Origin of the sequence: Brevibacterium sp. BRM-1, assembly GCF_026802075.1 — a bacterium.
Taxonomy (GTDB): Bacteria; Actinomycetota; Actinomycetes; order Actinomycetales; family Brevibacteriaceae; genus Brevibacterium; species Brevibacterium rongguiense.
The window spans coordinates 2,768,274-2,781,150 of record NZ_CP113788.1 but is presented as its reverse complement, the minus strand read 5'-3'; the positions used below and the strand labels follow the sequence as shown (position 1 = coordinate 2,781,150).

Genomic DNA, 12,877 nt, shown 5'->3' with positions numbered 1-12,877 from the left:
GCGGTCCAGCCGCACGGCCGCCCCACCGAGGCGCCCGTGCACGGGGCGGGGCGCCGTCAGGCCCGAGCACCGGGTCTGACTCCCGGCATCAGGAGCGGGAAGGACCGGACTCCGAGGGCGGCCCTGTATGAGCAGATGGCCCAGCGCCATCGGATCGCCCGGCATCATCGGATCGCCCAGCCCCATCGGATGCCGCGCCCTCGGACGGCCCGGCACAATCGGATGCCCTCGCGCCCACGGCTGGCGAGCCACCCTCGCGCGCTCCCGCGTCGCCCAGCCCTGGCGCCTCGGCGGCGCCACCGGTCCCCGTCGCCTCGGCTCCGGTGCCCGGCCCCGTGGCTTCGGCCTCCCCGACCCGGACCAGCGGCATGGTCTCCGTGCGGGTGCGCACCACCGTGTGGCCCGATGCGGCGGCCTTCGGATTGTGCCCGCCGGGGACGAGCTCGGGCAGATAGGCCGATGCCGCGTCCTCGGTGAGGCCGCATGCCCCCAGCAGGTCGTTGGCGAGGGGGCGCAGGAGCAGCACGAGCGTCTCGTCCTGCAGGTCCACGAGGTCCGGGTTCTGCGGGCTGAGCGTGGCGGCGACTGCGCGCAGCTCCTCCTCGGCCGGGGTGCGCGACTCGCCGCGGCGCAACGCCCAGCGCAGGCGGTCGGCGCCGTCGCCCAGCCCCGCGAGCATCGCGCCCACCGCGGGCCGGTTGCGCCCGATCCGCGTGATGTCCACGATCCGCCGGCAGATGACGCGCACCAGGCGCATCGCGCGGTCGGCGTACTCGCAGGCCCGGGCCAGGCGGGTGACCTCGGCGGCGTAGCGGCGCGAGCGGGCGTTGATGCGCGCGGCCTCCTCGGAGATGCGCAGGGAGGAGCGCCACGAGTCGATCATGTCCTGGGTGTCCCGGGCCCGCTCGAGGGTGCGCTTGGCGAGTTCCTGATCGCTCGTGCGCAGCGCCCTGCCGCTGGCATGGAGCAGCTCGGCGATCTCCTGGAGGAGGTTCGCCGCCCGGTCGCGTGGCACCTTGCGCGCATCATTGGGCACGAGCAGCGCCATGAGGATGGCCACGAGGGCGCCCACGAGCGCGTCCACGGTCCTGTCGAACGGGTGCGCGCCCACCTGGACGGGCACGGTGATGACGTAGATGGACTGGATCGCGATCTGGGTGATGAAGATGCCGCCGGAGTTGACCATGGTGCCGATGACGAGGCCGATGAACATGACGACGGCGATCTGCCAGATGCCGGGGCCGAAGATCTGGAAGAAGAACTCCCCCACGAGCACGCCCAGAGTGGCGCCCAGGCCGATCTCGAGGGCGCGCCGGAGCCTGCGGTCGGCCACGACGCCCGTTCCCACGGCGGCGGCCACGGCGGCGAGGAAGGGATAGCTGTGGCCCAGGACGAGCTTGCAGAACGTGTAGGCGAGCGTCGCGCCGATCGTCACCTGGAGCAGCTGGGACATGTTCGCCCGGATCCGCCGCCCGCCCACGCGGGCCCGGTTGAGGACCATGCGCCCGGCGCGCGTCAGGGGGTGGGGCCGCTTGCGGGCCGGGGCCTCCGAGGCGCTCGCCGGGGCGGGCCCGGCCGTCGGCCGGGGCGCGCGCCCCGCTGACCGCCCGGGGCCCGAGGCGGCACCGGCGGCCGTGCTGCCCGCCGCGTCCGTGTCCGCCATGTCCGCCCTCCGCCGTGCTGGTCCTGTCCGGCGTGAGTCTAGCCGCCGCCGCTGACAGGGCCCTGCGCGCGGCACCCGGTGCGGCACGGCACGGCCCGGGCCGGTGAGCTGATCGTTTACTGAGGTTCGCCTATCTCCCCATGCCCGTGTCAGCGGTCTGTGTCATGCTGGTCGGGCTGCCCAGGAGGATGAATGACGACCAATCTCACCCGGAGCGAGGCCCGCACCCGCTCCGACCTGCTCACCGTGGACCGCTACGAGGTCGACCTCGATATCAGCGGTGCGGAGGACCCGCAGGAGCGCACGTTCCGCTCGACCTCGACGGTCGTCTTCGAGGCGGCGGCCGCCGCCCCCACGTTCATCGACATCATCGCGGACTCCGTGTCCGCCATCGACGTCAACGGCGGCGCACTCGACCCGGAGCGCGCGTTCGACGGGGCGCGCGTGTGCTTCGAGTCCCAGGCCGGGCGCAATACGGTGACCATCACCGCGCGGTGCGCCTACTCCCGCAGCGGCGAGGGGATGCACCGCTTCTTCGACCCGGCCGACGACCGGGTCTACCTCTACACCCAGTACGAGCCCACGGATGCGCGCCGCGTCTTCGCGAACTTCGACCAGCCCGACCTCAAGGCGAACTTCCAGTTCACCGTGACCGCGCCGGAGAGCTTCGTCGTGCTCACCAACACGGAGCCCGCCGAGCAGGCCACCACCGACTCCGGTGCGGTGGAGCGCCGCTTCGCCGCGACGAAGCGGCAGTCGAGCTACATCACGTGCGTGTGCGCGGGCCACTACGCTCAGGCCCACGACGAGTACGTCGACGAGCACACCGGGCAGCGCATCCCCCTGGGCATGTACGCGCGGCAGTCGCTGGCCGAGCACATGGAGTCCGAGTCCGTCTTCGCCATCACCAAGCAGGGCCTCGACTTCTTCCACGCGAGCTTCGACTTCCCCTACCCGTGGGGCAAGTACGACCAGATCTTCGTCCCGGAGTACAACCTGGGCGCGATGGAGAACCCCGGTCTCGTGACGTTCTCCGACACGTACCTCCACCGCGACGCCGTGACCCGCTCGGAGTACGAGCAGCGGGCGGAGGTCATCCTCCACGAGATGACGCACATGTGGTTCGGCGACCTCGTGACGATGAAGTGGTGGGACGACCTGTGGCTCAAGGAGTCGTTCGCCGACTACATGGCCACGCTCGCGCTGACGAACGCCACCGAGTTCTCCGACGGCTGGACGACGTTCGCGCTGCGGCGCAAGGACTGGGCCTACCGGCAGGACCAGTACCCCACGACGCACCCGATCGTCGCCGACATCCCGGACGTCGAGGCCGCGCGCCTGAACTTTGACGGGATCACCTACGCCAAGGGCGCGGCGGTGCTCAAGCAGCTCGTGGCCTTCGTGGGCCTCGAGGCGTTCCTCGAGGGAGCGCGCGCCTACTTCCGCGCCCACGCCTATTCCGCCACCACCCTCGAGGACTTCCTCACCGCGCTCGAGGCCGCCGCTCCGGACCGCGACGTCCACTCGTGGGCGGCGGCCTGGCTCCAGACCACGGGCATGTCCGAGCTTTCGCTCTCCGTCGAAGCCGCCGAGGGGCGGGTCGCCTCGGCGACGCTGCGCCAGCGCAACTCCGATGCCGGCGCCGAGGGCCCGGGCACCGTGCGGCCGCACGCCGTGCGCCTCGCCGCCTTCGAGCGCCACTCGGGCGGCGACCGCCGCGGCAGCTCGCGCCTCGTGCCCGCGGGCTCCTGGGCGCTGGAGCTGCGGGCTCCCGAGGAGCGCATCGACGTCCTCGACGGCGCTACGAGCCCGGATCTGCTGCTGCTCAACTACGGCGACGACGACTATGCGAAGGTGCGCCTGGACGAGCGCTCGACGCGCACCGCCCTGCGCTCCGTCACGCGGCTGGGCGACCCCATGGACCGCGCGGTCGTGTGGTCGGCGCTCAACAACGCGATGCGCGATGGCCTGCTGCCGGTGCGCGACTGGCTGGGCGCGTACTGCCGCTCGCTCGGGCGCGAGGAGCACGCCGGCATCGCGGTGACGCTGCGCAACCAGATGCTCACCGCGCTCGACCGCTGGACCGCGGCGCGCGAGCACGACGCCGCGCTCTCCGACGTGCTGGGGGCGGCACTCGATGCGCTGTCGACCGCCTCGCCGCACACGGACAACCAGCTCGACCTCGTGGAGACGGTGCTCGCGCTCGTGCGGCGAACAGCCTCCTCGGAGTATGTGACCCCGGCTGTGACGGCCGCGCGGGCGTGGGCGACGAACCTTCTGCAGGTGCCGGCCGGCGAGACGTTCGACGACGAGGTCATCGGCCTCACCGTCGACCGCGCGCTGCGCTGGAAGGCGCTCATCGCACTCGTGGCACTCGGCTGGGCGGACTACGACGACATCGAGGCCGAGGCCACCGCGGACCGGACGGGCACCGGCGGGTTGCGCGCGCGCACCGCCCGCGCGGCCCGCCCCCTGCCGATTGTGAAGATGCGCGCCTGGACCGCCGCCACGGCCGATGAGACGCTGAGCAACGACGCGATCTCCGCCACGATCGCGGGCTTCACGACCCCCGCGGGCCTGCCCCTGACGGAGCCGTACGTGGAGACCTACTTCGACGAGCTGGCCGGGTACTGGACCGGCCGGTCCATGGAGATCGCCAAGCGCATCATCGTGGGGCTCTACCCCTCATGGTCGCTGCGCGGGGACCGCGTGCTCGAGCTCACCGATGCGTGGCTCTCCGAGCACGCGGACGCGCCTGCGGCCCAGCGCCGGCTGCTGCTCGAGCAGCGCGACGAGCTCGCGCGCTCCCTGCGCCTGCGCGCGGCGGGCGAGCGGAGCCACCGGCACTGAGGCCAGGGAGCGGGGCGGCCGCGGCACGCCCCGCGAACGGCCGAGCCGCGGTGGCCGGGGCGCCGCGCTCCGATTGCCGCGTGCGCGCCTCGGCTCCCGCTCCGGAGCCTCAGCCCCTGAGCTCCCCGGCGAGCAGCTCGAGCGTGCGCACCCGGGCCTGCGCGCGCTCGTAGGGCTCGTCCGGGTAGGCACCGGCGACCGGGTGGATCATGACCTCGTCCACCTGGAAGCGGTGCGCCGTCTGCCGGATCTGCTCCGCGGCCGCCGCGGCGTCGCCGATCACCCACGAGTCGCGCAGCGCGTCCGCCACGCGGCGGTGGCCATCCGTCATCTTCGCCGCGACATCGTCGCCGGCCAGCGGCACCGAGGTCATGGGCGCACCCACCCGCAGGTTGGCCATCGAGTACAGGTACGGCTCGGCAAGGGCATCGGCCTCGCGCTGCGTGTCCGCGACGACCGCGTTGAGCGTGAGGAACGTCCTGGGCTCGGAGCCGAACTGGCTGGGCCGGAACGATTCGCGGTAGAGGTTGAGCGCCGCCTCGGTGCCGCGCCCGGCGAAGTGGTGGGCGAAGACGTAGGGCAGGCCAAGCGCGGCCGCGAGCTGCGCGGAGTAGCCGCTCGAGCCCAGCAGCCAGACCTGCGGTGCGACGCGAAGGCTGGGCGTCGCGCGCAGGACGTGCTCCTTGCCGCCGTGCAGCGGGACGCTGGCGCCGTCGGGGCCCAGGAGGGCCAGGATGTCCATGATGTGCTGGGGGAACTGCTCGACGGGATCGATGCGATTGCCCTCGGCATCGACCATGTGCCCGTCGCCCAGGTGGCCGCGCATGGCCGCCGAGGTGATGGGGTCGGTGCCCGGCGCGCGCCCGATGCCCAGGTCGATGCGGTCGCCGTAGACCGCGGCCAGCAGCGAGAACTGCTCGGCGACGGCCAAGGGAGCGTGATTGGGCAGCATCACGCCGCCCGAGCCCAGGCGGATGCGCTCAGTGCCCTGGCCCAGGTACATGAGCTCGACGCCCGGGGTGGTCGAGGCGACGGAGGGCATGTTGTGGTGCTCGGCGACCCAGTAGCGGGTGAACCCCAGGGCGTCCGCGCGGGCCACGAGCTCCCGCGAGGCGGCGAGCGCCTGGCCGGTTGTCTGCTCGCCGCGCACGGGGATGAGGTCGAGGACGGAGAGTGCGATTTCAGTGCTCATGCCGGGTCAACACCCGGTGCGCGGAGCGCATTCCGGCGGGCGCACCGCCGTCCTGCACCCGGCTTGCCACACAGTGAGACGCCATTCCGGATAATGGACCGCCGGTTTAGGGTGCCCCTATGAGCGCTCCCTCCACACCCCAGCAGAAGGCCGAGGCCGAAACCGCCAGCGCCGCCCGCAGCGCGCGCATCGCCGTGACGATCTTCCCGATCCTCGTCATCCTCGGCGGGATCGTGGGCGTCGCGATGTCCGGCACGCTCAAGCCCCTGGCCCCGAGCGTGCCGTGGGGCCTGGGCGTCATCATGTTCCTCATGGGCATCACGCTCACGCTGGGCGACTTCACCCGCATCGCGAAGCGGCCGTGGGTGGTGCTGCTGGGCACCGTCGCCCAGTTCGTCATCATGCCGCTGGCGGGCTGGGCGATCGCGAAGGTCCTGGGCCTGTCCCCGGAGCTGGCGGCCGGCGTCATCCTCGTGGGCTGCGCGCCGGGCGGCACGGCGTCCAATGTCGTGACCTACCTGGCCAAGGGCGATGTGGCGCTGTCCGTCTCCGTCACGACGGTCTCGACGCTGCTGGCCCCGCTGCTCACACCCCTGCTCACCCTGTGGCTCGCCGGCCAGTACATGAATGTGAGCGCGAGCGCGATGATGCTCTCGATCGTGCAGACGGTGCTCGTGCCCGTCGTGGCCGGCATCATCGTGCGGGCGTTCTTCTCCAGGCTCGTGGATTACCTCAACCCGATTCTGCCGTGGCTGTCGGCGCTGGCGATCTCCTACATCGTCGCCGTGGTCGTCGCGGGCTCCGCGGGCAAGCTGCTCTCCGCGGGCGCGATCGTGCTGCTGGCGGTCATCCTCCACAACTGCATCGGCCTGTCGCTGGGCTACGGGGCCGCGAAGGTCACCGGCCTCAACGCGGCCGAGCGCCGCGCCCTGTCGTTCGAGGTGGGCCTGCAGAACTCCGGACTGGCCGCCTCGCTGGCGACGAGCTACTTCTCACCGCTGGCCGCCCTGCCCGGCGCCGTCTTCTCCGTGTGGCACAACGTCTCCGGCGCGGTGCTCGCGGCGTTCTTCGCCCGCCGCCCGCTCAAGGACTGAGGCGAGCCGCCCGTCACCGCCCGCACTGCACCGGCGCGGGCCGCCGAGGCCCCAGCCGACTCCGGCCCCACCTGGGCGGTTGCCCCCTGGGTCCGGCCGGGCTACGGCCCCACGCGAACGGCGGCCGCCCGGAAGAACCGGACGGCCGCCGTGTGGCGCGCGGCCCCGCGGGCCGCTGCGGGGCCTCAGCCCTTGAGCGCCTCGTCGAATGCCTCTTCGATGACGTCGAAGGCCTCGTTCAGCAGCTCGTCGCCGATGCTCAGCGGCGGCAGGAAGCGCAGCACGTTGTGGTACGTGCCGGTGACGAGCACGATCACGGCGTTCTTCGCGCAGTACTTCGCCACGGCGTCGGCGAGCTCGGAGTTCGGCTCGGTGGAGTCGGCCTTGATGAGCTCGACGGCCTGCATGGCACCGCGGCCACGCACATCGCCGATCTCCGGGTGCTGCGAGGCGATCTTCGCGACGCGGTCCTGGATGATCTCGCCGATCTGCTGGGCGCGCTCGAGCAGCCCGTCCTTCTCATAGGCCTCGATGGCCCCCACGGCCGCGGCAACCGCGGCGGGGTTGCCGCCGTAGGTGCCACCCAGGCCGCCGCCGTGGACGGAGTCCATGATCTCGGCGCGCCCGGTGACGGCCGACAGCGGCAGGCCGCCGGCGATGCCCTTGGCGGTCGTGATGAGGTCGGGGACGATGCCCTCCCACTCGCTGGCGAACATCTTGCCCGTGCGGCCGAACCCGGCCTGCACCTCGTCGGCGATGAAGACGATCCCGTTCTTCTTCGCGTAGTCGACCATGGCCGGCAGGAAGCCCTCGGCCGGGACGATGAAGCCGCCCTCACCCTGGATGGGCTCGATGACGATGGCCGCGACCTCGTCGGCGCCGATCTGCTTGTCGATGATGTTGATGGCGCGCGCCGCGGCGTCCTCACCGGAGAGCTTGGTGCCCGCGGCCATGTTGTCGCGGTACGGGTAGGACATGGGGACGCGGTAGACCTCGCCGGCGAAGGGGCCGAAGCCCTTCTTGTACGGGGCCACCTTGGCCGTCATGGCCATCGTGAGGTTCGTGCGGCCGTGGTAGGCGTGGTCGAAGACGACGACCGCGTTGCGCTTCGTGTACGAGCGCGCGATCTTCACGGCGTTCTCCACCGCCTCCGCGCCGGAGTTGAGCAGCACGGAGCGCTTCTCGTGGTCGCCGGGGGTCAGCCGGTTGAGCGATTCGGCCACGGAGACGTAGTTCTCGTACGGGCTGACCATGAAGCACGTGTGGGTGAAGGCGTCGAGCTGCTCCTTGGCCTGCTCGACGACGCGGGGATTGGCGTTGCCCACGGTCGTGACGGCGATGCCGGAGCCCAGGTCGATGTGCTGGTTGCCGTCGATGTCCTTGAGCACGCCCCCGCCGGCGGCGACGATGTACGACGGGTGCGAGGACCCCACGCCCCCTGCGACGGCCTTCTTGCGGCGGGCCTCGATCTCCTGCGACTTGGGCCCCGGGATCTCGGTGGCGATCTTGCGTTCCTGCGGCAGCTCGGGGCCGCCCTTCTCCAGTGTGCTCATGCGCCCCAGCCTAGTCCTCAGCCCGGACCCCCGCACTGCGCGTCCGTTCGATGGCCGGAGCACGACCGGGGCCTATGCGAAGACCTCCGCCAGCGCCTCGGCGACCCGGGCCACGGCCGGCTGCTCGGCGGCCTGCGGCCGGGTCATGACGACAATGCGCCGGCCCCCGCACGCACTGCCGGGCACGATTCCCACGGTGGGCGGCGCCAACGACATCATGATGGGCGTCGCGAGGCTCACCCCCATGCCCTCGCCCACCATGGCGAGCGTGACCGCGGAGTCCGTGACGATGTGCGCCTCCCGCGGAGCGATGCCCAGCTCGGCGATGCCGAACCGCACGGCCCGCCCGAACGTCGAGGTGTTCGGCGGCAGGATCCACAGCTGGGCGGCGAGGTCCGCGACGCTCGCGCCGGCGGGCCGGTCGAGGGCGCTGGCTGCCGGGCCGGCCGCACCGCCGTCACGGGTCCGCCCGCGGCCGAGGCACGGGTCGGCTTCGCGCTCCGGCCCTGGTCCCGGGGCACGGGGGGCCGCCCCGGGGGGCCCCGGGCCTCCCGATACCCGGTCTGCCGGCTCGCCGGCTTCCCCGTGCGCGCGTGCTGCGCCGTGTCCGCCCGCCGCCAGTCGACCGGGGCGTGTCCGCTTGCCGACATCTGCCGGCGCGTGGGCATCGTCCTGCCCGTTTGCTCCCCCCGGCCCGTTCGCCTGTGCCGGGGGGCCCTCGAATCTGGTTGGCTGCGCCCAGGCACCCTCCGCGCTGGCCGCCCCCGGCTCCGGATCCGCGCCCGGCCCCGGGTCCGCCCGGGCTACGACGTGGAACCGCTCCTCGCACACGGTGCGCATGACGACGCCCCGCTGCGGTGCGAGCGGCGAGGACGGGTAGTCGACCCCGATGCCCAGGTCGATGCGCCCGGTGAGCACCGCCTCCTGCATGTGCTCGACGTCGACCTCGCGGGCGCGCAGATCGATGCCGGCGGCGGCGATGAGGGAGTGGGCGCGGGCGAAGGCGACGACGGAGGCGGAGCCGAAGACCCCGAGCGTCACCTGGCTGCGCCCGCCGAGCGCTCCCCCGGCCACCGCCTCGGCGGCCTGGGACTCCGCCGCGATGATCGCCTGGGCGCGCGGCAGGAGGGCGCGCCCCGCCTCGGTCAGGACGAGCCGCCGGCCCGCCGGCGCCAGGAGCGGGACGCGGACCACGCGCTGGAGCGCGCTCATGTGCTGGCTGACCGCGCCAGTCGTGTAGCCCAGGCGGCGGGCTGCCGCGGTCATGGTGCCGAGCTCTGCGACGGCGGCGAACGTGCGCAACTGGCCGAGGGTCCATGCCATCGTGCGGCTCACGGTCGGCACCCCTCCCGATCCGCGGCAGGCATCCTGGGCTCGCCCCGTCCGGCCGGAGCGAGCCCCGGTTTGCGACAACGAGGCAATGACCAGGAACGACAGCGTTCGAGTGACGCAGAACACCCACATATTCGCTGACCGGAGCTGACCATATCTTCAGCATAGCTAAACGCGCGTGTCATGGCTTGTCGATTGACCGGGCAGCCCTGCCGGACCGACGATCGAGGCAGTGTCAACGACGACACCGCGCACCGCAGCCGCCTCCGAGCCGGCCCCGCGGGCGCATCGACCGCCCCGGCAGGGGCGCGCCCCACGGGGCGCAGGAAGGGACGGCACGCATGGTGCAGGCACCCCCGACGGCCAGCGTCGTCATCATCGGCGGCGGCATCATGGGCACGGCCGCCGCCTACGAGCTCGCCAAGGCCGGCGTCGAGGACGTCGTCGTCGTCGAGCGCTCCGACCTGGGCTCCGGCTCCACGTGCAAGGCCGCCGGCGGTCTGCGCAGCCAGTTCTCCGATGAGGTCAACATCGCCCTGGGGGCGCGCAGCCTCGAGACGTTCCGCCGCTTCCGGGAGGACTTCGACCAAGACCTCGACCTCGTGACCAGCGGCTACCTCTTCCTCATCGACAACGACGCGGATGCCGCCGCCTTCGAGGCCAACGTCGCACTGCAGCGCTCGCTGGGCCAGAACTCGCGCATGCTCACCGTCGCAGAAGCCCACGACCTCTCCCCCGTCATCAGCACCGACGGCCTCGTGGCCGCCGCCTTCAACCCGGACGATGCGCACTGCACCCCCGAGGCGGCGGTCGCGGGATTCGCCCGGGCGGCCCGCCGCCTGGGAGTCACGTTCCTCACCCACACCGAGGTGACGGGGATCGACGTCGCGGGCGGCACCATCGCCGGCGTGCAGACGAGTGCCGGGCCGATCGCGGCCCCGACCGTCGTCTGCGCCGCCGGTGCGTGGTCGAAGGCCGTGGGACAGATGGCCGGGGTCGACCTGCCCGTCACCCCGCTGCGCCGCCAAATCATGGTGACCGAGCCGGTCGCCTTCGATGCGCGCCGCCTGCCGTTCACCATCGACTTCACCACCTCCTTCTACTTCCACTCCGAGGGCGACGGCCTGCTGCTGGGCGCCCCGGAGCAGGAGGACCTCTACGACTTCGACCTGCACACCGATCCGCGCTGGCTCGACCGGCTCTGCGACCTCATCGCACTGCGGGCGCCCGGCCTGGAGGACGTCTCCGTGCGCAAGGGCTGGGCCGGCCTCTACGAGCTGACCCCGGACCACAACGCGCTCATCGGGCGGGCCGCGGACGTCCCCGGCTTCATCTACGCGTGCGGGTTCTCCGGCCACGGCTTCCTCCAGGGGCCGGCGGTGGGCGAGGTGGTGCGCGACCTCTACCTGGACCGGACGCCTTTCGTCGACATCGGGGGCATGGGCGTCGAGCGCTTCGCCGCCGATGCCCTGCGCACCGAGCTCAACTTCGTGTAGCCGCGAGGCTGCAGCTCGCCACCGACCATCCATCACAGCACCCGATCGCAAGGAGCACGACCCATGGCACTCCCGTCGCACGACGACATCATCGACCTCGCCCGGCGCGGCCTGCGCGGCTGCGGCGCGGACCTCGACGAGCTGCTGACCGCGGAGGGCAGCGGCACGATCCCCCTGCGCTCCCCCATCACCGGCCAGGCCCTGGGCCATATGCGAGCCGACGACGCGGCCTCGGCCGATGCCAAGATCGGCAGCGCCGCGGGGGCCTTCGAGCAGTGGCGCACCGTCCCCGCGCCGGTGCGCGGGCGCGTGGTCCAGCGCTGGGGCGAGCTGCTGGGAGAGCACAAGGAGGACCTCGCCGCCCTCGTCACCGTCGAGGCCGGCAAGACGCCGTCCGAGGCGGCCGGCGAGGTGCAGGAGATGATCGACATCTGCGAGCTGGCGCTCGGCCAGTCGCGCCAGCTCTTCGGAAAGACGCTGCCGAGCGAACGGCCCGGCCACCGGCTCATGGAGACCTGGCACCCGCTGGGCGTCGTCGGCATCATCACCGCGTTCAACTTCCCCGTCGCCGTCTTCGCGTGGAACACGGCCCTGGCGCTCGTCTGCGGCGACCCGGTGGTGTGGAAGCCCTCCGAGACCTCGACGGTCTCCGCGGTCGGCGCGCACTCGCTGCTGCGCCGCGCCCTGGAGGAAAACGATGCGCCGGCCGAGCTCAACCAGCTGCTCGTGGGCGACCGCGGGCTGGGCGAGCGCCTCGTCGACGATGAGCGCGTCGCCCTCGTCTCGGCCACCGGCTCCGTGCGGATGGGCCGCGAGGTGGGGCCGCGAGTCGCACAGCGCTTCGGCCGCGTGCTGCTGGAGCTCGGCGGGAACAACGCCGCGATCGTGGCGCCCAGCGCGGACATCGACCTGGCCCTGCGCGGCGTGGTCTTCGCCGCAGCCGGGACCGCCGGCCAGCGCTGCACGACGCTGCGCCGCCTCATCGTGCACGAGTCGATCGCGGGAGACCTCGTCGACAAGATCGTCGCCGCCTACGGGACGCTGAGCATCGGATCGCCGACTGCCGAGGGCGTCCTCGTGGGCCCGCTCATCGGCAAGGCCGCGTTCGAGAACATGCAGTCGGCCCTCGAGGCCGCCAAGGCGCAGGGCGGCGAGGTGCTCTGCGGCGGCCAGCGCGTGCTCGCCGATGAGGCCGCGGACGCCTACTATGTGGAGCCCGCGGTCGTGCGGATGCCGGGTCAGACGGAGATCGTGGAGGCCGAGACCTTCGCCCCCATCCTCTACGTCATCGAGTACTCGGACTTCGACGACGCGATCGCGCTCAACAACGCGGTCCCCCAGGGCCTGTCCTCGGCGGTGTTCACTTCCGATATGGCCGAAGCCGAACGCTTCATCGCCGGCTCCGACACCGGCATCGCCAACGTCAACATCGGCACCTCGGGTGCGGAGATCGGCGGCGCGTTCGGCGGCAACAAGGAGACCGGCGGCGGGCGCGAATCCGGCACGGACTCGTGGCAGGCCTATATGCGCCAGGCCACGAACACCGTCAACTACTCGGGTGAGCTGCCGCTGGCGCAGGGCGTCGAGTTCCTCTGAGCGGCTGAGCGGCGCGCCCGCGCTTGCGGGGGCGCCGGCGCCCGACTGACCCCTGCGGTGAGGTGCGGAGTGCAGCGGCCGGGGCCGGCGATGCGATCGCC

The 12,877-nt window shown here is 72.4% G+C and carries 8 protein-coding genes; 4 read left to right on the top strand and 4 right to left on the bottom strand.

Annotation, left to right across the window (positions count from 1 at the left end; genetic code table 11):
- Positions 1-88 precede the first annotated feature (88 nt).
- Entirely contained in the window at positions 89-1,663 is a 1,575-nt protein-coding gene (locus BRM1_RS12235) for an FUSC family protein (protein ID WP_268526288.1), read from the bottom strand.
- Positions 1,664-1,855: 192 nt separating this feature from the next.
- On the opposite strand from BRM1_RS12235, the gene pepN reads away from it, so the two are divergent.
- Positions 1,856-4,513, top strand: coding sequence for an aminopeptidase N (gene pepN, locus BRM1_RS12230; protein WP_268526286.1), 2,658 nt, complete (start codon positions 1,856-1,858; stop codon positions 4,511-4,513).
- A gap of 109 nt (positions 4,514-4,622) precedes the next feature.
- Here the strand turns inward: pepN and BRM1_RS12225 are convergent, their stop codons facing one another.
- Positions 4,623-5,705 carry an LLM class flavin-dependent oxidoreductase gene (locus tag BRM1_RS12225; protein WP_202410857.1) on the bottom strand — a complete coding sequence of 361 codons (1,083 nt, stop codon included), beginning with the start codon at positions 5,703-5,705 and terminating at the stop codon, positions 4,623-4,625.
- Between the two features lie 119 nt (positions 5,706-5,824).
- On the opposite strand from BRM1_RS12225, the gene BRM1_RS12220 reads away from it, so the two are divergent.
- The gene (locus BRM1_RS12220; RefSeq protein WP_268526282.1) at positions 5,825-6,799 is read left to right on the top strand and encodes a bile acid:sodium symporter family protein; all 975 of its coding nucleotides are present in this window, start codon (positions 5,825-5,827) and stop codon (positions 6,797-6,799) included.
- Positions 6,800-6,984: 185 nt separating this feature from the next.
- On the opposite strand, the gene gabT is transcribed toward BRM1_RS12220, so the two are convergent.
- Both gabT and BRM1_RS12210 read right to left on the bottom strand, forming a co-directional pair.
- Positions 6,985-8,352: a 4-aminobutyrate--2-oxoglutarate transaminase gene (gene gabT / locus BRM1_RS12215; protein WP_160952940.1), complete on the bottom strand. Its 1,368-nt coding sequence runs from the start codon at positions 8,350-8,352 to the stop codon at positions 6,985-6,987.
- 72 nt (positions 8,353-8,424) lie between these two features.
- Positions 8,425-9,675 carry a LysR family transcriptional regulator gene (locus BRM1_RS12210; RefSeq protein WP_268526279.1) on the bottom strand — a complete coding sequence of 417 codons (1,251 nt, stop codon included), beginning with the start codon at positions 9,673-9,675 and terminating at the stop codon, positions 8,425-8,427.
- Positions 9,676-10,025: 350 nt separating this feature from the next.
- Between BRM1_RS12210 and BRM1_RS12205 the strand changes: the two genes are divergently transcribed.
- Both BRM1_RS12205 and amaB read left to right on the top strand, forming a co-directional pair.
- On the top strand, positions 10,026-11,180 hold the full coding sequence (locus BRM1_RS12205) for an NAD(P)/FAD-dependent oxidoreductase (protein WP_160952942.1): 1,155 nt from the start codon (positions 10,026-10,028) through the stop codon (positions 11,178-11,180).
- A 63-nt stretch (positions 11,181-11,243) separates the two neighbouring features.
- Positions 11,244-12,776, top strand: coding sequence for an L-piperidine-6-carboxylate dehydrogenase (amaB, locus tag BRM1_RS12200; RefSeq protein ID WP_268526277.1), 1,533 nt, complete (start codon positions 11,244-11,246; stop codon positions 12,774-12,776).
- Positions 12,777-12,877 lie beyond the last annotated feature (101 nt).